At 40.2% G+C, this 22,933-nt stretch carries 21 protein-coding genes; 1 reads left to right on the top strand and 20 read right to left on the bottom strand.

Annotated features, from left to right (window positions below):
• Positions 1-36: 36 nt before the first annotated feature.
• From ACNSTQ_RS00925 to ACNSTQ_RS00850, 16 genes are all read right to left on the bottom strand, one after another.
• Complete coding sequence (locus ACNSTQ_RS00925) at positions 37-885, bottom strand: peptidoglycan DD-metalloendopeptidase family protein (RefSeq protein WP_418197974.1); 849 nt, start codon at positions 883-885, stop codon at positions 37-39.
• A gap of 767 nt (positions 886-1,652) precedes the next feature.
• Complete coding sequence (spoIID, locus tag ACNSTQ_RS00920) at positions 1,653-2,696, bottom strand: stage II sporulation protein D (RefSeq protein ID WP_418197973.1); 1,044 nt, start codon at positions 2,694-2,696, stop codon at positions 1,653-1,655.
• Between the two features lie 534 nt (positions 2,697-3,230).
• A complete protein-coding gene (gene murA, locus ACNSTQ_RS00915) occupies positions 3,231-4,556 on the bottom strand; it encodes a UDP-N-acetylglucosamine 1-carboxyvinyltransferase (protein WP_418198235.1) in 1,326 nt (441 codons plus the stop codon).
• A gap of 41 nt (positions 4,557-4,597) precedes the next feature.
• On the bottom strand, positions 4,598-5,323 hold the full coding sequence (locus ACNSTQ_RS00910; RefSeq protein ID WP_418197972.1) for a YwmB family TATA-box binding protein: 726 nt from the start codon (positions 5,321-5,323) through the stop codon (positions 4,598-4,600).
• A 123-nt stretch (positions 5,324-5,446) separates the two neighbouring features.
• Positions 5,447-5,677, bottom strand: coding sequence for a DUF1146 family protein (locus ACNSTQ_RS00905; protein ID WP_308447228.1), 231 nt, complete (start codon positions 5,675-5,677; stop codon positions 5,447-5,449).
• Positions 5,678-6,209: 532 nt separating this feature from the next.
• Positions 6,210-7,712 carry an NADH-quinone oxidoreductase subunit NuoN gene (gene nuoN / locus ACNSTQ_RS00900; protein ID WP_418197971.1) on the bottom strand — a complete coding sequence of 501 codons (1,503 nt, stop codon included), beginning with the start codon at positions 7,710-7,712 and terminating at the stop codon, positions 6,210-6,212.
• A 5-nt stretch (positions 7,713-7,717) separates the two neighbouring features.
• The gene (locus tag ACNSTQ_RS00895; RefSeq protein WP_418197970.1) at positions 7,718-9,229 is read right to left on the bottom strand and encodes a complex I subunit 4 family protein; all 1,512 of its coding nucleotides are present in this window, start codon (positions 9,227-9,229) and stop codon (positions 7,718-7,720) included.
• Positions 9,226-11,097: an NADH-quinone oxidoreductase subunit L gene (gene nuoL, locus ACNSTQ_RS00890; RefSeq protein ID WP_418197969.1), complete on the bottom strand. Its 1,872-nt coding sequence runs from the start codon at positions 11,095-11,097 to the stop codon at positions 9,226-9,228. The genes ACNSTQ_RS00895 and nuoL overlap by 4 nt, the downstream gene beginning before the upstream one ends.
• Positions 11,098-11,116: 19 nt before the next feature.
• Positions 11,117-11,431: an NADH-quinone oxidoreductase subunit NuoK gene (gene nuoK / locus ACNSTQ_RS00885; RefSeq protein WP_275119318.1), complete on the bottom strand. Its 315-nt coding sequence runs from the start codon at positions 11,429-11,431 to the stop codon at positions 11,117-11,119.
• Positions 11,428-11,940, bottom strand: a complete 513-nt coding sequence (locus ACNSTQ_RS00880; RefSeq protein ID WP_418197968.1) for an NADH-quinone oxidoreductase subunit J — start codon at positions 11,938-11,940, stop codon at positions 11,428-11,430. Before ACNSTQ_RS00880 ends, nuoK begins: the two co-directional genes overlap by 4 nt.
• Complete coding sequence (gene nuoI, locus ACNSTQ_RS00875) at positions 11,937-12,362, bottom strand: NADH-quinone oxidoreductase subunit NuoI (protein ID WP_209123351.1); 426 nt, start codon at positions 12,360-12,362, stop codon at positions 11,937-11,939. The genes ACNSTQ_RS00880 and nuoI overlap by 4 nt, the downstream gene beginning before the upstream one ends.
• Positions 12,363-12,706: 344 nt before the next feature.
• A complete protein-coding gene (nuoH, locus tag ACNSTQ_RS00870) occupies positions 12,707-13,708 on the bottom strand; it encodes an NADH-quinone oxidoreductase subunit NuoH (RefSeq protein ID WP_418197967.1) in 1,002 nt (333 codons plus the stop codon).
• Positions 13,708-14,808 carry an NADH-quinone oxidoreductase subunit D gene (locus tag ACNSTQ_RS00865; protein WP_418197966.1) on the bottom strand — a complete coding sequence of 367 codons (1,101 nt, stop codon included), beginning with the start codon at positions 14,806-14,808 and terminating at the stop codon, positions 13,708-13,710. Before ACNSTQ_RS00865 ends, nuoH begins: the two co-directional genes overlap by 1 nt.
• 2 nt (positions 14,809-14,810) lie before the next feature.
• Positions 14,811-16,112, bottom strand: coding sequence for an NADH-quinone oxidoreductase subunit C (locus ACNSTQ_RS00860; RefSeq protein ID WP_418197965.1), 1,302 nt, complete (start codon positions 16,110-16,112; stop codon positions 14,811-14,813).
• Positions 16,109-16,627: a NuoB/complex I 20 kDa subunit family protein gene (locus ACNSTQ_RS00855; RefSeq protein WP_418197964.1), complete on the bottom strand. Its 519-nt coding sequence runs from the start codon at positions 16,625-16,627 to the stop codon at positions 16,109-16,111. The genes ACNSTQ_RS00860 and ACNSTQ_RS00855 overlap by 4 nt, the downstream gene beginning before the upstream one ends.
• A complete protein-coding gene (locus ACNSTQ_RS00850) occupies positions 16,618-16,995 on the bottom strand; it encodes an NADH-quinone oxidoreductase subunit A (protein ID WP_418197963.1) in 378 nt (125 codons plus the stop codon). The genes ACNSTQ_RS00855 and ACNSTQ_RS00850 overlap by 10 nt, the downstream gene beginning before the upstream one ends.
• Before the next feature lie 523 nt (positions 16,996-17,518).
• Here ACNSTQ_RS00850 and ACNSTQ_RS00845 point away from each other — a divergent pair.
• Positions 17,519-18,025: a DUF1722 domain-containing protein gene (locus ACNSTQ_RS00845; protein WP_418197962.1), complete on the top strand. Its 507-nt coding sequence runs from the start codon at positions 17,519-17,521 to the stop codon at positions 18,023-18,025.
• Positions 18,026-18,389: 364 nt separating this feature from the next.
• On the opposite strand, the gene ACNSTQ_RS00840 is transcribed toward ACNSTQ_RS00845, so the two are convergent.
• From ACNSTQ_RS00840 to atpA, 4 genes are all read right to left on the bottom strand, one after another.
• Positions 18,390-18,791, bottom strand: a complete 402-nt coding sequence (locus ACNSTQ_RS00840; RefSeq protein WP_418197961.1) for a F0F1 ATP synthase subunit epsilon — start codon at positions 18,789-18,791, stop codon at positions 18,390-18,392.
• Positions 18,792-18,888: 97 nt separating this feature from the next.
• Positions 18,889-20,301: a F0F1 ATP synthase subunit beta gene (gene atpD, locus ACNSTQ_RS00835; protein WP_418197960.1), complete on the bottom strand. Its 1,413-nt coding sequence runs from the start codon at positions 20,299-20,301 to the stop codon at positions 18,889-18,891.
• A 182-nt stretch (positions 20,302-20,483) separates the two neighbouring features.
• The gene (locus ACNSTQ_RS00830) at positions 20,484-21,341 is read right to left on the bottom strand and encodes a F0F1 ATP synthase subunit gamma (RefSeq protein ID WP_418197959.1); all 858 of its coding nucleotides are present in this window, start codon (positions 21,339-21,341) and stop codon (positions 20,484-20,486) included.
• A gap of 59 nt (positions 21,342-21,400) precedes the next feature.
• Positions 21,401-22,912 carry a F0F1 ATP synthase subunit alpha gene (gene atpA, locus ACNSTQ_RS00825; RefSeq protein ID WP_216829947.1) on the bottom strand — a complete coding sequence of 504 codons (1,512 nt, stop codon included), beginning with the start codon at positions 22,910-22,912 and terminating at the stop codon, positions 21,401-21,403.
• Between the last annotated feature and the right edge of the window lie 21 nt (positions 22,913-22,933).

Here is a 22,933-nt window from a genome sequence, read left to right as displayed (position 1 = left end):
ATTACTTGGTTAAAGGTGCCTGGCACCATAGGTTATTTATTCTTGTTTGTTTTTGTCTTCGTCAACGGCTTTGTCTTCGTCTTCGTTCTTTTCTTCGTCATCTTTTACGTCTTCTTCATCCGCAGTATCTTCTTCAGCACTTGCGATGTCTTCATCCATACGATGGCTTTCATCAACAAGTGTTTCAAGATTTTGGTTGAAGTAGTCTAACGGATTGACTGCATTTCCGTTATGACGAATTTCGAAATGAACATGAACCGCTGCTTCCGCGTTATATAGATTTCGCCCAGCACGTCCAATAATGTCACCTTGTTTTACTGAAGAACCTTCTTCGACTTCAAGACCTTCTAAACTGTGATAATGTGTAATCACACCATCTTCATGGTTAATTTCTACCACATGTCCTAGTAAAGGATCTTTTTCAGCTTTTACGACAGTTCCACTAAGGGCTGCTGTTACTTCAAAGCTTTCGCCGTCTTCTTTAGCGATATCAATTCCTCTGTTTTGGTAGTACATGTTATTGTAATACACTAATGCAGCTTCTTGCTCTTCAGCTGAAGAGTTGAAGTCATAAAAGTATCCTACAATATCAACTTCACTTTCATTTGCTACTGGCATCTTAATAACTTCGTTAGCACTTGTTACTGGTACAGCCTCGCCTTCGATTACTTCAATCCCATCTTCCATTGGTTGAGTGACCCCTGATGGATCTTCTAAAGCTGTATTATCTTGATTTTGCATGAGGAAAAAAGCACTAAGTACGATTGCAGCAGCTCCTAAGTAAACAGCAGGTAACATCCATTTCTTACGTAAGAAACGTTGAACATTAAATTTTTTCACTTCATCTGATTGTTTTGAAGATTGTTGTTTTTCTTCATCTCTCATTTGATCATCACCTCAGCAACCATTCTGATCAAATTGAAGAAATTATATACATTTTCTAAAAAAACTTTTTCTGATTATTTTTCGACAAAGTGATTATTATTATGCATACTATTTAAAAATATTTTTTTCTCCTTGCAATAGCTGGCCTAAAAGGACTCAGGATCGGCTATTTCTGGCAAAGACGATGATCTGGTCTAATGGAATGGCGACAGCAAACTGTAAAGCTGTAATTTGAATTATTTCTATTAGTTACTAGGTAGTTTCTATTGAGTGAATAACATCGGCTTAACCCTCTAAAAAGCTTATAGAGTCGTTTTTCAAACAATAGGGTCCTCAGTCCTCTATTTCCTCTCCCTAGTCGTAGCACAACCAAAGCGTGCATCAATAAAAAAATCGCATGGGCTGTTTATCACAAATCCCCACGCGACCTTTTTTATCTATTATCTGTTTTATTGACACGTCTCTAGTTATTGTCTTAAGTAGACTTAAGATTACCACATTACCAATTTTAATAATTTATTGTTCTATACTTTGATTTAGTATAGGTTATTCCCAGTTAAGGGATAATTTTTACCCTAAACTTATTTTAGTTCTCTTCATTTCCATTTTCAGGTTAATATTTGAACTAAACCATGCTTTAGCTCATTTTACTTCCAGCTACAGCATAGCTCCTACCCTAACCTTTAGTTAATTTTTTTTATTTTCTTGAATATATAATTACTTTAGACCTACTCAAATAAATAAATGTCTATATCATCTGTATTCCCTTAATCTTTCTTCACGACAAGCTGACCGATATACGGGTCTACGGGTGAAACCGCTACGCCTTGATAATAATGCTCGATAATGTCTCGATAGGTTTTTCCTTCTTTTGCCATTCCATTTGCACCGTATTGGCTCATACCAACACCGTGTCCCCAGCCTCTCGTTTCAATGACAACCTGGTCTCCTTGTCTGGACCATTTAAAATCACTAGAATCCAAGCCTAGCTTTTCTCTTACAAAACGTCCTGTTAATTCGTCTCCATTTTTGTTCACTTCTTTACCATTTATGTTCACTTTCGCTACACGTTTTCCGTCGGTTCGCTTGATGATTTCACCGACAGAACCATCAGATGGCAGTTGCACTCCTAATTTCTGTTGGAATTCACCTATAGAAAGAGTAGTTGTCGCCGTGAACCTTGGTGAGTGGGTATCCCAAGGACTTTCGACACTTCGTAAGTATGGAATTTCATTGGGCCAATAGTCCTCCGAGTTCTCTGTAAAACCGTTACTTGTTGAAAAGAAAGCAGCTGTAATCGGTTCACCGTTATACGTTAACACTTGCCCTTGCGTTTGTAAGACTGCTTCACGAATTCGATTGATGCGCCATTCAAAATCTTTATCCCATTCTTGTTTCAATTGTTCTAGATTTTTATAGACTTGGTGATGGACGGTATCCGTTACCATCGCTCCATCAGGCATAGCAATATCACTTGGTTCTAGCATTTGTTTTAAAATATAGGTTCTCGCCGTCAATGCTTGTGCTTTTAACGCTTCGATTTCAAAACTTGCTGGCATTTCAGAAGCTACCACTCCAACGACGTATTCTTCTAGAGGGACTTCTTCTATTCGGCTTTCTTGTGACCGGTACACGGCAATTGAAATCGGCGAGGCACTCTCTACCAGTTCTTGTTCGGTACCAGTCGACGCGGCGGTTTGGACGGGTTGAGTTGCTTGAAGATCATCTGAAGAAAACATGATGACGAGCATAGCAGGTAATCCTACAATAATAGAGCATAAAATAGTTCCGATAATTAATATTCGTTTCATGCCAAGCCTCCAGTACTTAAACTAAAAGTTCCACCAGTGTAACCCCCACACTGATGGTGAAAATAAATGATTGCAAGTTGAGAAAGATAGTATAAGTGCGCTACCCACCCATTTTTGGGATATGTTTTTTCTCTCTAAATCAGTTTATGCGGGCTTGTCATTATATAGAACTTATTTTTCAATTTGTTTACAAATTTAATTTTTTTACATAATGTTTCGTTTTTTTAATATATTTTTATAAAATTCTGTCAATAATTAGTGTAAGCCCCAATGGATTAAGTGTAGATCATATAAGTGCTGGTAATATTAACTGTTGATCTTTGTTCAACCTTTTATCATACCGAAAAAAATCATGAAGAACTTGCATTCGGATTATACGGTGAACTTAAATTCAAAAGCCTCACGCTAAAGCGTGAAGCATCAAGCTTTCGCTTGGTTACGGTCCAATAGCTAAAAAGCAACATTCTTTTAGAAAAGAGTAAAGCACAAAAAAAGATGCCTTACACTGGATAGCGTAAGACACCTTAACTGGATTTATACAAGGTTTGAATTCATTTTTAATGGTGATGGTGCTTCTTGGTTTTCAAGTTCTTCTTCAACAATCTCTTCGATGCGTTCTACATTGGCACCTAATTGTTTTAGCTTACCAGCTAGATCGACATACCCACGGTCGATATGCTTTAACTCAACGACACGCGTTACCCCTTCAGCCACTAGACCAGCTAGAATAAGGGCCGCACCTGCACGTAAATCAGTAGCTGACACTTCAGCTCCTTGAAGTGAACTTGGGCCACTAATAATCGCAGAACGTCCTTCGATTTTGATATTTCCATTCATGCGGCGGAATTCTTCTACGTGCATGAAGCGATTTTCAAAAACCGTTTCTGTAATTACGCTCGTTCCGCTCGACTTAAGAAGCAATGCCATCATTTGTGCTTGCATATCTGTTGGGAAACCAGGATGTGGCATCGTTTTAATATCAATTGGCTTTAACTCTTTCGGACCGATGACACGAAGTCCTGTTTCTTCTTCAGTAATTTGAACGCCCATTTCTTCCATCTTTGCAATAAGTGGACGTAAATGTTCTGAAACAGCACCTTCTACAAGAACATCTCCGCCAGTAATAGCGGCAGCTACCATAAATGTTCCTGCTTCAATACGGTCTGGAATTACAGTATGATCCGCAGCGACTAACTCATCCACACCTTCAATGCGAATCGTTCCCGTTCCGGCTCCACGCACCTTAGCTCCCATCGCATTCAAGTAGTTCGCAAGGCATACAATTTCAGGCTCTTCAGCTGCATTCTCTAAGATTGTCGTACCTTCTGCCATCGCAGCTGCCATCATAATGTTTTCAGTTGCGCCTACACTTGGGAAGTCTAAATAAATTTTTGCACCTTTTAGACGACCGGCGATCTTCGCTTCGATAAAACCATTACCAATTTCAACTGCCGCTCCCATTGCTTCGAACCCTTTTAAGTGTTGATCAATCGGTCTTGAACCAATCGCACAACCACCAGGTAAAGCAATTCTTGCATGACCGACACGAGCCAGTAACGGTCCCATGACTAGGAAAGAGGCACGCATTTTTCTTACATATTCAAACGGTGCTTCAATCTTTAATGGTTGATCTGCTTTTACAGAGAATGTTCCGTTTTTATACGTCACATCAATATTTAAATTTCTTAAAACTTCTTCCATCGTGTATACATCAGCCAAAGATGGCACATCATATATGTTGCTAGTGCCACGGCTAGCGAGAATAGATGCAGCGATAACGGGTAAAACAGCATTCTTAGCTCCTTCAACTTTGACAGAGCCAGAGAGCTGGTTACCACCTTGGACGATAATTTTTTCCAACATATTCCCCTCCGCGTCTTTTTTTCAGCGTCTCTTATATATCAATATTCAGTCGTTATTATAGGCGTTCCTATTGTTATGGTTGTTTTAGCGCCCAACCTTGGATCTTGTCTTAACGCAACTTGTAAGTTCATGTTGTTACCGTTCGTATCGAGAGAGTCTTCCCATTGTTTATTATATGCAGAGATTGAGATAAAAGTTTCCTCTTTTAATTCTTCAACTTTCTCAGCCGAGAAACTTTTTACGAGTTCAGATCCGAAGTCATACATCGAACTTGGTTTGATTTCTTCGTGGTTTCCTGATACCGTTGTAAATACAGTAGGTGTTTCTACATACAACTGGTCCAAGCGTTTTAGAAAAAATGAGGTTATTGCCTCTACATCTTGCGGGTAACCTGTTCCCATCCATTCATAAATGAGGTACATGGAGTATTGTTCTTCTAGAGGGTAAGCTAGAACAGTTAGTTGTTCAACACCGTTTGTTCCGGTCACTTTCCAATGTTCGTGTTGTTTCCAGTCTTTCAAATCCCATTGAAAGTTTTGTTCAGAAGCCATCATTTGCTGAAGTTCTTCTTCATACTCATGAATGTCTTTGACTTCTTTTCCCGTCCCTCTCGTGTACAGTCTCCAATTTTCAATTTGAACTTCTTGCTCTTCCATCAAGTGAACAATGTAAACTAGTTGTGTTTGTTCTTTCAATTCCCCGTGAGTTAATACACTCATTGCGAATAAAAAAACCAATCCTAAAATCGGCACTATTTTTTTCATCTCTCTTTGTAAGCCCCTCTCCGTTACAAAACAATTAATTAGTAACATTTTTTCCATTGAGAGGCTTTACATACATGGAAGTTACAGTCAACTTTCGACAATGTATGATTTGACAACACTTGATTAAAATAGGTACTTAAGCATTGTTGACCAGTTAAGATAATCCAAAAAGAAGCTGCTAACTAGATGTGCAATTGCAATCGTAAGTAAGATCATCAATGTTTTCGCTTTTGGTCCTTTAGGATCTCTAAAAAACAGATCAAACTTAAAAGACTGAAGCGCCCACCAAGTGACCACTACGAACATAAGATTAACTGTAATATGTAGTAACCCTTGCATTCCAAAGCCATCCATTGCATTTACTCCTTTTTTGATCTGAAAAGATCACTGCATTGTTAACTATACTTCAACTCTCTTTTCCATGAAAAGGGACGTTTGACCCAAAGTGATCAAAGCAATGCAAAATACATCATAACCGATTTTTCGATAAAAATCTACATTTCCTTGGAAATATACACAAAAGTACAAAATTAACCAAAAAATCTTTAACAAGGCTGTTACCGCGAAACCAATACCTTCTTCAAACACTTTTTATTACATTCCACCATTTCAGTATTTTCAAACCTATTTTGATACACATACTTTATCTACGGCTCTTCAAGCTCTTGGTTACAATCTCACAAGACATAATATAAAAAAATCATTCTCTAAAATTAGATATATTTTGATTAGTAAAGTCCCATTCCAGAAATTTGCCTCCAAAGGAAAATCATTTTCAAAGCTCTCGTTTCACAAAGAATGAAGAGTACCATTTTCCCTTCACTGTTTTCCAGTACAAAAAAAAGAGCCTCCGAAAAGAAGGCTCTTTCTCTGTATTTCACTTCACTTATACACGCATGAAGATTTGTGAGAAGTCAAAGTTCGTATTGAAAAAGTCGATCGCTATCTGTGGAGCAATACCTAAGCCGATCGTTGCAATAACGGCAACGACAATGACAATAAAGGCGCCAATTGGCACTCGCATTGCTTCAGTTGTTGGCGCTTTTCTAAAGAACATTTGTGTCATAATTCCAAAGTAGTAGAAGTAAGAAATTACAGATGTCGCAATCATCACTGAAGCTAGGATGAAGTGACCCGTACTTAACGCTCCAATAAAGATATAGAATTTACCCATAAATCCTGCGGTTACAGGAATACCAGCTAATGAAACGAGAAATACTCCCATTCCAACCGCCATTAACGGTGAACGCTGTCCTAATCCGGAAAATCCTTTCAGATCTTCTGTACCCGACTGCGTCGTTACGAGTTGTAAAACAGCAAACGCCCCTAAGTTCATAAAGAGGTAGGCTACTAAGTAGAACCAAACATTCTCAAACATGACGATCGATAATGTTGCAAACGGTACTAATAAGTAACCGGCTTGGGCAACACTCGAATATGCAAATAGTCGTTTGACATTGGTTTGACGAAGGGCCATCACGTTACCGATAATCATCGTTAAACCAGCAACTACAGCTATGTAGATTTGCGTATCTAATAGTAATGGTTGAAGCATTTGTATACCGTGTGCTCCACCAAAGACAACGAGTAAAAATCTTAAAATAAGAGCAAATCCAGCTGTTTTGGAAACGACACTCAAAAACGCAGTAACTGGTGTTGGTGCACCTTGATAAACGTCTGGTGACCACATATGGAACGGCACTGCTGCCACTTTGAATGCGAGTCCGACAAATACTAAGAAGAACGCAAAGGCTAACAGAAAGCCGTTTTCTAGTACAGCAGGATTTTGCAGCGCGTCACTAATATCGAATAAATTCGTGTAGCCTGTTAGACCATACACATAACTCATACCGAATAACGTAATCGCTGTAGCGACTCCACCGTTGACGACATATTTAAATGCCGCTTCATTCGATTGGAGATTATTTTTTCTAAGTCCTGCCATGACGTATGACGATAAAGATAATAATTCTAAACCGACGAATAATGTAATCATATCGGCACTTGATGCCATGATCATTCCACCAAGTAATGCCGTTAACAATAGGTAGAAAAATTCGCCGCGATATTTGATTTCTTTTTTACCATAATCTAACCCAAGTAATAATACGAACAATGTCCCGATTAATAATATGAGCTTAAATGCGACTGAAAACGAATCTAAGCGATACGTATCATATAAAATCATTTGGACAGGTGCCCCGAATTGACCAATTAAAAAGATCAACGCGAGTACAACCCCACCGATCGCAAACCATCCTAGAACATTTCGATCTACTTTATCTTTCATGAATAGATCCATGATCGATAGGAGAGTTGCAACGATTAAAATGGTAAACTCAGGTGCCATTATCCCCCACGGGTAGCTAAAAAGTGTTTCTAAATCCATAATCGTTACCCCCCTATCCCTGCTAAGATGAATTGTAGTGATGCTTGCAACGGTTCAGCTAATATACTTGGATATACACCAATTAGAACGATAAATGCCAGCAAAACAAGTACTGGAACCATTTCCACTGGTCGGATATCTTGAAGCTCTTTCAACTTCTCAGGTGTCGGACCGAATGTCACATTTAAGACGGCTCTTAATAAGTACACTGCCGTTAAGATAATCCCTAACGTACCGACAGCTGAAATGATCGGCATTTCCCTAAATAAACCTAAAAACGCTAAAAACTCACTGATAAACCCAGACATTCCTGGCAGTCCGAGTGAAGCCATAGCTCCAACTAATAAAAATCCTGAAGCAACCGGCATCGAACGTGCTAACCCGCTTAAATTTGGAATAAGCGATGTATTCGTACGCTCATAATAAACACCAATTAAGAAGAATAGTAACGCGGAAATTAATCCGTGTGATACGACTTGGAAGACAGCACCTTGCATTCCGACATCATTTAATGCCGCAACCCCAATTAGAACGATCCCCATGTGCGATATACTGGAGTATGCTAACACCATCTTCAAGTCGGTTTGAATGAGTGCCAGGTACGCACCATATAAAAGGTTGATAACCCCTAAGATTGCAAGGATAGCTGCCATTTGACTTACCTGCTCTGGGAAAAAGCCTACGCCAAAACGAATTAATCCGTAAGCACCAATTTTTAATAAGACCCCTGAGTGAAGCATAACAATGGCTGGCGGCGCTTGAACGTGCACGCGAAGCATCCAGCTATGTAACGGAAAGATTGGAAGTTTCACACCAAACGCTACGAGTAATGCAATGAGTAATCCCCACTTCAGGTTATCCCCTTCTGGACCGACCATTTGCATCATATTTGAAATTTGATCAATATTGGTTGTACTTGTAACGACAAACAATGTAACGATCACGATTAATAACACCGCAGACCCTAGTCCGTTATAAATCAGGAAACTATTGGCTGCTTTTTCTCGATCTAAGAAGCCCCATCTGCCGATTAAGAAATACATTGGGATGAGTGTTAATTCAAAGAATAAGAAAAACAAGAATAAGTTTTGTGAAGCAAATACCCCAAGCATTCCAATCTCTAACAAAAGAAATAACATGAAGTACGCTTTAAAACCTGACTTAATTTGTATAACAGATGCTAGTGCAGCAAGGGTAGATACAATAGCTGTTAATAACACAAGCACCATTGCAAATCCATTCAACCCTAATTCATAAGGAATGGCAAGATCAATACCATATGCTAACAAACCACTGTTACTAAAACTAATCCAGTCTCTTGTTTCCGCAAACTGATTGCCTGAACCAGCATGATCAAAATTCACATAAACCATAAGCGCCAAAACAAGTGGTAATAATGTTGTTAAAAATCCAATCGCTTTCAATAGCTGATGTTGCCCTTTAGGTACAAAAGCTAAAATGATAATCCCTACAAGCGGGGAGAAGATGAGTAAGGAAAGTAAATATGAATCGATCATCTAAAGTACCCCCCTGTCAAGGTCAAGACGGCAAGGATAATAACTAATCCTAGAAACGCCACAGCTCCATACGTTTGGACTTGACCGTTTTGTAATCGAGCGTTCAATCGTCCAAGCGTATCCGTCGCACTTACAACAGCTTGAACCGTAAACTCAATAATATATTTCTCAATATATAACATTGTGTAACTTACAATCGTCGTTCCTCTAACAAACGTTTTGTTATAAAGCTCATCAATGTAATACTTGTTGTAAAGCACCATATATAAGCTGCTGTCCTCGGCTAATTTTTCTCGGGAAATAATACCTTTTCCATAAATTAACCAAGCAATGAAAATACCGAGTAATGAAACCAGGATTGCTACTGGCATAATCCAGCCTGGATCGTGAAGGTACGTATGTCCTCGCGTCCATGGACTATCACTAAGCCAATCCCCTAAAAATGTTCCAAACCAATGCGTATGAACGAAACCAGAAACAACAGCTAGAACACCGAGAACCATCATTGGAATGGTCATAATCGCTGGTGACTCATGAACTTTGCTTTGATCTCCGCGCGGTTTCCCTGTAAAGACCATAAAGAATAATCTAAACATATAAATCGCTGTTAATAAAGCGGTAATTAGCGCAAGAGCAAACAATACGTAACGTCCATCTGCAAACGTTGTGAGTAAAATTTCCTCTTTACTGAAGAAACCTGAGAAAAGCGGGAAGCCGGCAATGGCTAAACAACCGATTAAAAATAACACACCCGTCGTTTTCATCTTGTTCCAAAGTCCGCCCATTTCTTCAATGCTTTGCGTATGAACCGCATGGATAACACTACCTGCAGCTAAGAACAATAATGCTTTAAAGAAAGCATGTGTCATTAAGTGGAAGACTGCCGCAACATACCCTGCAGAACCTAAGGCAAGCATCATATACCCTAATTGACTTACGGTTGAGTACGCAAGCACACGCTTAATATCTTTTTGCGTTAACGCAATCGTCGCTGCGAAAATTGCAGTAAATCCACCAATGACGGCTACTGTTGTTAAGGCAACTGGTGAAGCTGCAAATAACGGGAACATTGTAGCCACTAAGTAAACCCCTGCTGCTACCATCGTTGCGGCATGGATCAGCGCCGAAACCGGTGTCGGACCTTCCATCGCATCTGGTAACCACGTGTGGAGCGGGAACTGACCTGATTTACCGATCGCACCTACAAATATAAGGATCGCAATGAGTGTAATCATTCCTTCCGTTAATCCATTCGCATTAACGGTCTCAAAGATCACGGCATATTCGAAACTTCCAACTTGCCAGAATAAAAGGATTATCCCGATGAATAACCCGACATCCCCAATTCTCGTAACGATGAACGCCTTTTTCGCAGCCGCTCTCGCTTCGGTCTTGAAGAAGTAGAACCCGACGAGTAAGAAGGAACATACACCAACAAGCTCCCAAAAAATATAAAGTTGTAATAGGTTAGGAGAAAGAACTAACCCTAACATTGAGAATGTAAAAAGGCCTAAATAAGAATAGAATACCGGTACACGATAGCTATCTGTTGCTGTCATGTAACCTTTAGAATACGTATGTACTAAGAAACTAACAAGCGTCACGATAACGAGCATTAAGGCATTCAGCTGATTGACTTCAAATCCCATCGTGATTGTTCTGTCCCCAATCGCTAGCCAGTCAAATTGTACTAATACATTTTCACCTGTCATTCGCCCGAATAACACGAGGATTGACATGATCAATGCGATGAAAGAAAGTACCATACCAACGTATGCACCGCTTTCCTTCAACCTGCGACCAAAGAGGACGAGGATGACGAAGGATAACAACGGTAACAGTGGTATTAACCATGCATTTTCCATCATATCTATCACCTGCCCCTTTCTATCGCTTCATTAAGTCCATCTCATCGACATTTACCGTTTTTCGGTTTCGGTAAAGGGCAATCAAGATGGCTAAACCTACAGCTGCCTCTGCTGCGGCAACCGTTATTGTAAATAGTGCAAACACTTGACCTGTAATCCCAGGGTTCACACCGTGTATTGCAAATGCTACTAAGTTAATATTGACCGCATTTAACATCAATTCAATACAGATCAGAACGATAACTGCATTTCGTTTCGTTAACACTCCGAACATACCGATACAGAAAAGGAGAAGAGCTACAACGAGATAGACCGATAAAGGTATACTACTCATTTCTCACCAGCCTCCTCTTCGTCATCACTTTTTGCTAGAGCTACTGCACCAACGAGGGCAACTAAAAGAATCACCCCAACGGTTTCAAACGGTATGACAAACTTCGAATAAATTTCTATACCAATTTGTCGTACGTTGTTTTCATGAAGGTTTGTTGCTTGCTCACCAAATGACAAATCGTTAATTCCGACAAACATAATAACAAAGAACACAGCTACACCAACTAATGCAGCTAAACTACGCCAAATACTTACCGATCCTACCTTATCATCATGTCTTGTTAACATGATCCCAAATAGCATGACAATCGTTATAGCTCCACCGTAAATGAGCACTTGAACGAATGCAAGGAATTCAGCTGATAAAAGGACGTATAGCCCTGCGATACTTATGAACGTAAAAGCTAAGGCAATAATGATATGAACCACTTTTTGCAAATTAATCATTAAGACGCCGCCACTAATCGCGATAAGGGCAAGGACAAAGAAAGCGAGAAATTCTCCACTCATGCTTTATTTTCCTCCCTCACGTTCGTATCGTTTTCATCTAGCCACTCTAGGTTTTTAAATAAATCATCTCGGCTGTATTCAGCTAGTTCGAAGTTATTTGTCATGACAATCGCTTCTGTCGGACAAACTTCTGTACATAAATCACACAAGATACAAATCTCAAAGTTAATATCATATGTGTCAATAATCTTTCCTTTTTTATTCGGGTCTGGATGAGGTTTCCCAGTTAATTGAATACAATCGGTCGGACAAATATTGGCACACTGATTACAGACGATACACTTTTCCGGATAAAACTTCTGTATGCCACGAAAGCGATCCGGCATATCTATCGGTTCGTCCGGATAACTTGTCGTCACATTTTTTTTCGTCAAGTTACTAAGTGTGTATTTCAACCCTTTGACTAATCCTTGACCTAACAATGTGATCACTCCTTAGTCGTGATTAAGGAAGCAGTTTTTTAAAAGAATAAAAGGGCTCTATGCTCACTACGATCATCCGTTCAAAATGAACTGCTTCTTCAACTTGCTTCAATAATGTATGAACTTCCAAAATATTGTTCAAAAAGGAGGACAAAAAGATCCAAGAAGTTCGAGGCGGTGCAGTTGCGAGTACCACAGCGTATGCTAGTAATACGTGAGGAACGCAGCAGCAAACCAACAAGCTTCCACAGGATGTGGTGACTTCGATGTTCCCACAGGACGTGGGGGGCTTAGTCGAAGGTCATTTATCCCAGAGATTTTTCCCGGACTTTTTGAACTTCCTCTTATAAGAAAAATTCTTTAACTAACGCCGTAAGAATAATGTTTACTAGCGCAATTGGTAATAAAATTTTCCAAGCAAACTCCATCAATTGGTCGCCTCGAAGACGTGGGAACGTTCCGCGGATCCAAATCATGAAGAAGACAACAGCTGAGAATTTTAAAGCAAACCAAATGACACCTGGAATAAAGTCTAAGAACGGCAATGAATGCCATCCACCTAAGAACAAGACGGTCGTTAATGAAGCCATTGCGAATAAATAAACGTACTCAGCCAGCATGAAAAATGCCCAGCGGAACCCTGAATATTCAACGTGGAAACCTGCAATAAGCTCTGACTCCGCTTCCGGTAAGTCAAAAGGGGTTCGGTTTAATTCTGCTGTTGCAGCAATGATAAAAACCAAAAACCCTAAAATTTGTGGAATAAAGAACCATAAGTTTGCTTGAGCATTAACAATCTCGATTAAGTTCAAACTACCAGTCAAAAGGACGACCCCTACAACTGATAAAACTAGTGGCACTTCATAAGAGATCATCTGAGCTGCCGCTCGCATTCCACCCATTAAAGCGTACTTATTATTCGATGCCCAACCACCAGCAACTACTCCAATGGTCGTAATTCCTGAAACTGCGATGTAATACAAAAGCCCAACTCCTATATCTGTAAAATAAAGATTTTCAGAAAAAGGAATAACGGCTAATACGGCAAATGCAGGAACAAAGGCAATAATTGGTGCTAAAATGAATAACGGTTTATCCGCCTTTTTAGGGATTGTATCTTCTTTTAGTAAAAGCTTTAATACATCGGCAACCGTTTGTAGTAACCCAAGTGATCCACCTGTACGGTTAGGTCCGACACGAAGCTGGATAAATCCTAACACTTTACGTTCTGCTAAAATTGCATACGTAACAAAACCTAGTACTGCCCCTAAAAGAGCAGCTCCTAAAGCAAAATAAATTAAAAAGTTTGTCCAACTCGGCGCTGATGTCAGGAGATCATTAATCATTAGCCGTCAACCTCCCCAAGGACAATATCGATACCACCTAAAATAGCAATTAAGTTTGCTATCGGTTGCCCTACTAATAATTTTGGTAAGATCTGAAGGTTATAGAAAGATGGTCTTCTAAACTTTAGTCGGTAAGGTTCTTTCTTACCTTGGCTTGCAATATAACAGCCGATTTCACCTCGTGGCGACTCGATACGAACAAACGTCTCACCTGCTGGTGGTTTAATAATGCGAGGAGTTTTCGCTATAATTGGCCCCTCACTCGGAAATTGTTCAACGGCTTGCTCGATAATTTTTATCGACTCTTCAATTTCCTTCATACGGCACATGTAACGTGCCCAGCAATCTCCCTTTTCTTCCACTGGGATATCAAAGTCAAAGCGGTCATAGATGGAATACGGCTCATCTTTACGTAAGTCCCAATTGACACCTGTGGAACGGATATTTGCACCACTTAATGAATATTTAATCGCATCTTCTTTCGTATATGTTCCTACATCTTTAATACGTCTCATGAAGATCTCATTACCTGTAACTAAGTTATGATAGCCCTCTAGTTCTTTTCGTAAATATGGAACTAAATCTCTCACCTTTTCAATCCAACCTGGAGGTGCATCCCATTTTACTCCACCGACTCGCATATAGTTAAATGTTAGTCTCGCACCAGAGATTTCATTCAGTAAGTTAATGATCATCTCACGCTCACGGAACGCATATAAGAATGGACTCATCGCTCCAATATCAAGTAAATATGTACCGAACCATACAAGGTGACTAGCCACACGGCCTAGTTCCATTACGAGGACCCTTAAATACTCTGCACGTTCAGGAATGTCTAATTCCATCATCGTTTCTACCGCATGACAGATCACATAGTTATTCGTCATGGCGGATAAATAATCCATACGGTCTGTGTAAGGAATGATTTGCGTATATTGGAGGTTTTCCGCCAGCTTCTCTGTACCGCGATGTAAGTAACCTATGACTGGGGTCGCTTCTTTAATGATTTCCCCATCAATTTTTACAACTAGACGGAATACACCGTGTGTACTTGGATGCTGTGGACCTACGTTTAATAACATTTCTTCCGTACGTAACATTCTTACACCTCCTCGTCGTGCTGCTCGTAATCTTTTCGAAGGGGATGCCCTACCCAATCATCAGTAAGCATAATTCGCGTTAAGTTCGGATGACCTGTATAAATGATCCCTAGTAAATCATACGATTCACGTTCTGGCCAATTCGCGCCTTCCCAAACCGGAGTAATCGATTCAATCTTAGGTTCATCGCGATCAATTTTTACTTTTAATGCGATATTTTCCTTCGTTTTAAAAGAGTACATGTGATTGTAAATTTCCATATGTGTTTCAAAATCTGAACCATGGTGCTCAGATAAATAGTCAAAGGCAAGCTGTTCGTTATGTTTTAAAAATTGAGCAATCTTAAAGTACGTTTCCTTTTTTGCTACTAATGTAGGAACGTCTTTGCCTAGTCTATTAATATAGGCATCTTCTAGCATATCCTCGCCTAAATTTTCTTTAATGACTTTTACATACTTATCAAGGAACTGTTGGTTTGGCGATGGCTGTTCTGCTTCCACATCAGCGGGTGCTTCACCGCCTGCCGCTTTAGCCTTCGCTGCTGCGGCTGCTTTTGCTTTCGCAATTGCGGCTGCTTTCGCTTTGGCCTTTTCATCATCAGTATCGCCTGCTTCTCCACCAGCTGCTTTTCTCTTTGCTGCAGCTGCCGCCGCGGCTTTCGCTTTTGCTGCTGCGATTGCTTTTGCTTTGGCAGCGGCTTTCGCTTTCTCATCGTCTCCAACTGGTTCGTCTGCTGAACCTTGCTTTGCTAAAGCTGCGGCTTTCGCTTTTGCGGCAGCGGCAGCTTTTGCTTTAGCAGCTGCTGCTGCCTTTGCCTTTTCGTCTGCTCCTGCTGGCTCTTCTTCTTTTCCTTGCTTTGCCAATGCTGCCGCCTTCGCTTTGGCTGCGGCTGCGGCTTTTGCCTTCGCTGCTGCTGCTGCCTTTGCCTTTTCGTCTGCTCCTGCCGGCTCTTCTTCTTTTCCTTGCTTTGCCAATGCTGCCGCCTTCGCTTTGGCTGCGGCTGCGGCTTTTGCCTTCGCTGCTGCTGCTGCCTTTGCCTTTTCGTCTGCTCCTGCCGGCTCTTCGGCTTGGCTTGCTTCCGCTTCTTTTTCTTTCATTTTCTTTATGGCCTCTGCCTTCGCTTTAGCAGCTGCTGCTGCCTTTGCTTTAGCATCTGCACTAGCTTTTTCTTCCGATACTTCCTTATTTTCACTTGAAACCGCTTCCGAGTGTTCAGCCTTTTCGAGTTCTTTTTCTTTTAATTTCTTCATCGCTGCAGCTTTCGCTTTAGCGGCTGCGGCGGCTTTTGCTTTTTCATCACTCATTGGCTAATCACCCGCTTCCCAGTCTTAGCTTCATAGCGGATTTTTTCTTGCAATTTATTAATTCCATAAATTAATGCTGCCGGATTCGGTGGGCAACCAGGGATATACACATCAACTGGTACGATTTGGTCAACCCCTTTAACGACAGCGTAGGATTTTACATATGGTCCACCCGCAGTTGCACAGGATCCCATAGCAATTACCCATTTCGGTTCTGGCATTTGATCATATAGACGCTTAAGGATTGGTGCCATTTTCTTTGTCACCGTTCCAGAAACGATCATACAGTCTGATTGTCTTGGAGACGTTCTAAAAATAACACCAAAACGGTCTTGGTCATAGTGAGACGCACCCGTTCCCATCATTTCGATGGCACAACAAGCTAACCCGAAGGTCAATGGCCACAACGAGTTACTTCTAGCCCAAGCTTTCACTTGTTCTAATGTGGTAAAAAAGACGTTACGTTCTAGCTCTTCTCGTTCTGCCTTAGTGATGCTGTCCAAATTTAGATCCATGTTAACACCTTCTTCTTCCACGCATAAATTAATCCGATTAATAACATAAACATAAAGATAACCATTTCAATTAAAGCAAATATTCCTAAATAATCGTAAGCAACTGCCCAAGGATATAGAAACACCGTTTCTACATCAAACAATACGAATAATAATGCAAACATATAGTAACGAACATTAAATTGAACCCAACTGCTTCCGGTTGGTTCGATACCACTTTCATACGTTGTTTGCTTTTCTTTGGTTGGATTATGTGGTCTTAGAAAACGTCCTGCTGTAAGCGCAACCAAAGGTAATATTATTCCTAGTAAAATAAAGACGGCTACAACTAAGTAGTTGTTTTGATACAAGTGATAAAGCGGATCCATCTTCCCTCACCTCACCCTCCATGCCTTATTCCAAAGTCATATTTCTAGTGCAACTCCCGTGACCATGCTATTTTATGTATCTATTTAGTTGATAACGGATGTTACACGTCAAATTGTAAAACATCCAACAGTAATTTCAAAAACAGTTCTTTTTCCAATGCTGGAAGTTTCACTTATGTAATCGTAACCATTATAGCAAATCCTATATATGGTGTCGACTGTCACAAAATTGTAAAAAACTTTATAAGGAAATGATTTATTGGTAAATTAAAATAGCAGAAATTCTCTACCACATTATGTAAAAGCCTTAATATATATGCTTCTGCAGTTTATACGATATAGTTTTCTTCTTATATACAATACCATTTATTTTACTTATATAATAATTTAAGAAAAAATTATTTTAAAGTATTTTTTTTATTACAAATCTGGCGTTGGTGTCTTAGGATTTATTAGATTTGAGTGAATTTCATTACAGAATATTTAGATAATAACCATGTGGGATTATAGATCGGGGGTACGTATGGAAAACGTAGTGCAATTGAAAGTAGCTCGTCGCGTTGCTGAGCGAATTTGGGCTATCAATAAATATGAGATCATGGCGAAAGGTTATGATCAGTATAAAGAAGTTTCTAAGTCTTTTCATTCACTGGACTCTTTTACTAGAATGGAGGCGATTTACTTTCAAATCAATGAGATTTTATGCCTTCCTTATAAAAAAGGGGCAGTCATTACAACACTTGAACACATCTGGGGTTACTTTAAGAAAATAGCAACAGCTGAAGAAAAAGAAGCGTTTTTCCAAGCTTTAGAGTCATGTAAATTACTAGACTGTCTATCATTTGATAATTTTCCACGGGAATTTAGCCAATGCAGAAGCGTACTTCTTTCCTTATTAGATAAATACCCAAATTCATATTTACAAATGTCTCGCTTTTTACATTCTGATCGACCTTGGAATGAAGTCATAGTAAGAAGTAGAAACTTCGTTTGGAAAGATGGCGTTGTTTATATCGGTGAGAATAATTAAATTGATTTTTTTAATGCAATTAGGATAGATCAAGTAGCGTAATCATGTGACTTTGTTTCGGAGTAGCAGTTTTGAGTTACTACACGATAAGTTTGAGGCTGGTAATCTAACTTATTGTCGGAAGCGTCTACTTTATTGTCCGATTTCTTGATTTATTGGCGGATATGAGAGATTTATTGTCCGTTTTTTAAATATATTGTCCGATTTCACTAGTTTATTTGCGAAAATCTGAACGAACATACATAGTACATATCAGCACAGCTCAAATATAATATTGAAAAGCAAAGATTAATGCTAGAACACTGCAATGCCAAGCACAAACGAAAAGAGCACGAAGGCTTCACTCGCCTTCGTGCTTTTTCTATTACTTTTCAGTAACTCCTAAACGGTTTACAGCACGGCGTAGAGCCAGCTGTGCACGCTTAAAGTCAATTTCATCTTGTTTTGCTTCGTTAATGCGGCGCTCTGCACGTTCCTTTGCAGCACGAGCACGAGCAACATCGATATCTGATGGCAGTTCAGCAGCTTCCGCTAAGATCGTTACTTGGTCAGGACGTACTTCAATGAAGCCGCCAGATACAGCAACGAGTTTAACATCAGAACCGTTCTTAAGGCGAACAGCTCCTATGTCTAGTGGAGCAACTAAAGGAATGTGTCGAGGAAGAATACCTAGCTCTCCGCTTTGTGCACGAGCGCTAACCATTTCTACTTCGCCTTCATAAACCGTGCCATCAGGAGTTACGACACTGACAGTCATTGTCTGCATGTAAAACCCTCCTCAATAGCAATACGGGTTTGATCTATTTTTATTCTCAAAAGTAGTGGTGAGTGCTTCACACCCACCGCTACGACTTAGTTGATGATTATGCAAATTGCTTTGCTTTTTCAACCACTTCTTCAATACGTCCAACTAGACGGAATGCATCCTCTGGAAGATCATCGTATTTACCTTCTAAGATCTCTTTAAATCCTTGTACTGTTTCTTTTACTGGTACATAAGAACCTTTTTGACCAGTAAACTGCTCAGCTACGTGGAAGTTTTGAGATAAGAAGAATTGGATACGACGTGCACGGTGTACAATAAGCTTATCTTCTTCAGAAAGCTCGTCCATACCAAGGATTGCGATAATATCTTGTAACTCTTTATATTTTTGAAGAGTTTGCTGTACTTGACGTGCAATTGCATAGTGCTCTTCTCCAACGATTTCAGGAGATAATGCACGTGAAGTTGATGCAAGTGGATCTACCGCAGGGTAAATACCCATCTCAGAAAGCTTACGCTCAAGGTTCGTTGTTGCATCTAAGTGAGCGAAAGTTGTTGCTGGAGCTGGATCCGTATAGTCATCGGCTGGTACGTAAATCGCTTGGATCGATGTTACTGAACCAACTTTTGTTGATGTGATACGCTCTTGTAGTTTACCCATTTCTGTTGCTAGCGTAGGCTGGTAACCTACCGCTGAAGGCATACGTCCTAATAGTGCTGATACCTCTGAACCGGCTTGTGTAAAGCGGAAGATGTTATCAACGAAAAGAAGTACGTCTGCACCTTGCTGATCACGGAAGTGTTCTGCCATTGTTAATCCAGTAAGAGCAACACGCATACGTGCTCCTGGTGGCTCATTCATCTGACCGAATACCATTGCCGTTTTCTTGATAACACCAGAATCCGTCATTTCGTGGTAAAGGTCATTTCCTTCACGTGTACGCTCACCAACACCAGCGAATACCGAGATACCACCGTGCTCTTGAGCGATGTTATTAATTAATTCTTGGATTAATACCGTTTTACCTACACCGGCACCACCAAATAGTCCGATCTTACCACCCTTGATGTAAGGAGCTAGTAAGTCTACTACTTTAATACCCGTTTCAAGAATTTCTGTTTGTGTAGAAAGTTCTTCAAACTTAGGTGCCTCACGGTGAATTGGTGATTTTTGTACATCTTCAGCAAGTGCCTCATCAAGGTCAATTGCTTCTCCTAATACGTTAAATACACGTCCTAGTGTAGCTTCCCCAACTGGTACTGAAATTGGAGCACCAGTGTCAAGTACATCTACGCCACGTACGAGACCGTCCGTAGATCCCATCGCAACTGTACGAACTGTATCGTCACCAAGATGTAAAGCAACTTCAAGTGTTACTTTTACATCAACCGCATTTTTCGTTGAACCTACTTGTTCAACTTTAAGTGCATTATAGATTTCAGGAAGTTGACCACTTGGGAACTTTACGTCAACAACTGGACCCATAACTTGAGTAATGCGACCTTTATTCATCAGTTTCCCTCCTATTACTTGCTTTTGAAACGCTCATGATTGTACGCTCAGGAAAGGTACCGTCTATTAAGTTCTCACGCCCACATGAAGCATGCATTTGTGAGAACTTAATGACGTTAACAACCCAGCGTTACATTTCTATCCATCTTCTTATAGACCTGATAGAAAACTAAATATATTCTTTATTCGAGTGCTGCTGCACCGCCGACGATCTCTGTAATTTCTTGAGTAATGGCAGCCTGACGTGCACGGTTATACACTAGAGTTAAGCTGTCAATTAATGCTGAAGCATTATCTGTCGCTGCACTCATCGCTGTCATACGAGCACCGAACTCACTTGCTTTCGCATCGAGAAGTGCACCGTAGATTAAGCTTTCTGCATATTGTGGAAGAAGATGCTCTAAAATGGCTTCTTCTGAAGGCTCATACTCATAAGATGCTTTCGCATTACCTGTAGAGATGTCCGTTAGTGGCAGAACTTTTTGTTCGGTTACTTCTTGTGTGATAGGGCTGACGAAATGGTTATACCAAATATACAGCTCATCAAAGATTTCATCCGAGAACATTTCTACCGTTGTACGAGCTAGGTTTTTAATGTCATTGAAAGTTGGTTGGTCACCTAGACCAGTCACCTCCTGAATAATCGGAAGGTTACGGCGCTTTAGTAGGTCACGACCAATTTTTCCAATTGCAATAATTCCATACTCATCTGGAGAACTATGACGCTCTTGGATTGTATTTAAAACACCACGAATAATACTAGAGTTATATGCACCTGCTAAACCACGGTCAGACGTAATAACGATATAACCAGTCTTCTTAACAGGACGCTCTTGAAGCATTGGATGATCAACATCCGTGCTCCCTGAAGCAATACTCGCTACAACATCGCGAATTTTTTCAGTATAAGGAAGGAAAGACCTTGCCTTTTCTTGAGAACGATTCAGCTTTGCAGCCGATACCATTTCCATCGCTTTTGTGATCTGTCTCGTTTTCTTTGTCGAGTTGATCCGCGTTTTTATATCTCGAAGTGAAGCCACTTAATTTCACCACCTTTTCGCTAACTGGTTTTCCTAGAAGTTGTTCACGTATTCAACGATTACTTGCTGCTTGTATTGAACCCTTTTTTGAACTCTTCAATCGCAGCGTTAAATGCACTTTCTTCTGGAAGTTTACCAGTTGTACGAATCGTATCTAAAAGATCTTTCTTGTTATGGTCTAAGAAAGTAAACATTTCAGCTTCGAAACGACGAATGTCTTCAACTGGAATATCATCAAGGAATCCTTTAGTTAATGCATAAAGAATTGCTACTTGCTTCTCAACCGCTAACGGCTCGTGAAGACCTTGTTTTAATACTTCAACTGTACGTTGACCACGGTTTAACTTCGCTTGAGTTGCTTTATCTAAGTCAGATCCGAACTGAGCGAATGCTTCAAGCTCACGGTAAGACGCTAAATCAAGACGTAATGTACCTGATACTTGTTTCATTGCTTTAATCTGTGCTGATCCCCCTACACGAGATACGGAAAGACCTGCGTTAATCGCTGGGCGTACCCCTGAGTGGAATAAGTCAGATTGTAAGAAGATCTGTCCATCTGTAATAGAGATTACGTTTGTTGGAATGTATGCTGATACATCCCCTGCTTGAGTTTCGATGAAAGGAAGAGCAGTAATTGAACCGCCACCTTTAGCATCACTTAACTTCGCTGCACGCTCTAATAAACGTGAGTGAAGGTAGAATACATCCCCTGGGAATGCTTCACGACCTGGAGGACGACGAAGTAATAATGAAAGCTCACGGTATGCTGATGCTTGTTTTGTTAAGTCATCATACACAACTAGTACGTGCTTACCATTGTACATGAACTCTTCACCCATTGTTACCCCAGCATAAGGAGCTAAGAATAATAATGGAGCTGGTTCAGAAGCACTTGCTGTAACTACGATTGTGTAGTCTAAAGCACCTTTTTGACGAAGTGTTTCTACAACACCTGCAACTGTTGATTCTTTTTGACCAATTGCAACGTAGATACAAATCATGTTTTGGTCAGCTTGGTTTAAGATTGTATCGATCGCAACAGATGTTTTACCTGTTTGACGGTCACCGATAATTAACTCACGTTGTCCACGGCCAATTGGTACAAGAGCATCAATTGACTTGATACCTGTTTGTAATGGCTCGTGTACTGATTTACGATCCATTACACCAGGTGCTGGACTTTCAATCGGACGAGTTTTGTTTGTTTCAATTGGTCCTTGACCATCAAGAGGTTGACCTAGCGGGTTTACTACACGACCTAGTAACGCCTCACCTACAGGTACCTCCATGATACGACCTGTACGTTTAACTTCATCGCCTTCACGGATATCCGTAAATGGACCTAAGATAACGATACCTACACTGTTTTCTTCAAGGTTTTGGGCCATACCCATTACACCATTTGAAAACTCAAGTAACTCACCGGCCATAACGTTTTCTAATCCATGAGCAAGGGCGATACCGTCACCGACACGAATTACTGTACCTACATCAGATACTTCGATATCAGATTGGAAGTTTTCAATTTGCTGCTTTATAAGAGAGCTAATTTCTTCAGCTTTGATGCTCATATCGTTCACCCCTATCTTCTT

This window comes from Alkalihalobacterium sp. APHAB7 (genome assembly GCF_048323755.1).
In the GTDB taxonomy this organism is placed as follows: Bacteria; Bacillota; Bacilli; order Bacillales; family Bacillaceae_F; genus Alkalihalobacterium.
The sequence above is the reverse complement of the archived record's forward strand: the minus strand, read 5'-3'. Positions and strand labels throughout refer to the sequence as shown.

What these genes read in the sequence shown, in the direction of transcription:
- nuoK (WP_275119318.1), bottom strand. Translation starts at nt 11,431, where the DNA reads ATGAGTAGTATACCTTTATCGGTCTATCTCGTTGTAGCTCTTCTCCTT.
- atpA (WP_216829947.1), bottom strand. Translation starts at nt 22,912, where the DNA reads ATGAGCATCAAAGCTGAAGAAATTAGCTCTCTTATAAAGCAGCAAATT.
- ACNSTQ_RS00880 (WP_418197968.1), bottom strand. Translation starts at nt 11,940, where the DNA reads ATGAGTGGAGAATTTCTCGCTTTCTTTGTCCTTGCCCTTATCGCGATT.
- atpD (WP_418197960.1), bottom strand. Translation starts at nt 20,301, where the DNA reads ATGAATAAAGGTCGCATTACTCAAGTTATGGGTCCAGTTGTTGACGTA.
- nuoN (WP_418197971.1), bottom strand. Translation starts at nt 7,712, where the DNA reads ATGGATTTAGAAACACTTTTTAGCTACCCGTGGGGGATAATGGCACCT.
- nuoL (WP_418197969.1), bottom strand. Translation starts at nt 11,097, where the DNA reads ATGATGGAAAATGCATGGTTAATACCACTGTTACCGTTGTTATCCTTC.
- ACNSTQ_RS00925 (WP_418197974.1), bottom strand. Translation starts at nt 885, where the DNA reads ATGAGAGATGAAGAAAAACAACAATCTTCAAAACAATCAGATGAAGTG.
- ACNSTQ_RS00855 (WP_418197964.1), bottom strand. Translation starts at nt 16,627, where the DNA reads ATGGATCTAAATTTGGACAGCATCACTAAGGCAGAACGAGAAGAGCTA.
- ACNSTQ_RS00865 (WP_418197966.1), bottom strand. Translation starts at nt 14,808, where the DNA reads ATGTTACGTACGGAAGAAATGTTATTAAACGTAGGTCCACAGCATCCA.
- ACNSTQ_RS00845 (WP_418197962.1), top strand. Translation starts at nt 17,519, where the DNA reads ATGGAAAACGTAGTGCAATTGAAAGTAGCTCGTCGCGTTGCTGAGCGA.
- ACNSTQ_RS00905 (WP_308447228.1), bottom strand. Translation starts at nt 5,677, where the DNA reads ATGGATGGCTTTGGAATGCAAGGGTTACTACATATTACAGTTAATCTT.
- ACNSTQ_RS00895 (WP_418197970.1), bottom strand. Translation starts at nt 9,229, where the DNA reads ATGATCGATTCATATTTACTTTCCTTACTCATCTTCTCCCCGCTTGTA.
- ACNSTQ_RS00860 (WP_418197965.1), bottom strand. Translation starts at nt 16,112, where the DNA reads ATGAGTGATGAAAAAGCAAAAGCCGCCGCAGCCGCTAAAGCGAAAGCT.
- spoIID (WP_418197973.1), bottom strand. Translation starts at nt 2,696, where the DNA reads ATGAAACGAATATTAATTATCGGAACTATTTTATGCTCTATTATTGTA.
- ACNSTQ_RS00910 (WP_418197972.1), bottom strand. Translation starts at nt 5,323, where the DNA reads ATGAAAAAAATAGTGCCGATTTTAGGATTGGTTTTTTTATTCGCAATG.
- ACNSTQ_RS00850 (WP_418197963.1), bottom strand. Translation starts at nt 16,995, where the DNA reads ATGGATCCGCTTTATCACTTGTATCAAAACAACTACTTAGTTGTAGCC.
- ACNSTQ_RS00840 (WP_418197961.1), bottom strand. Translation starts at nt 18,791, where the DNA reads ATGCAGACAATGACTGTCAGTGTCGTAACTCCTGATGGCACGGTTTAT.
- nuoH (WP_418197967.1), bottom strand. Translation starts at nt 13,708, where the DNA reads ATGATTAATGATCTCCTGACATCAGCGCCGAGTTGGACAAACTTTTTA.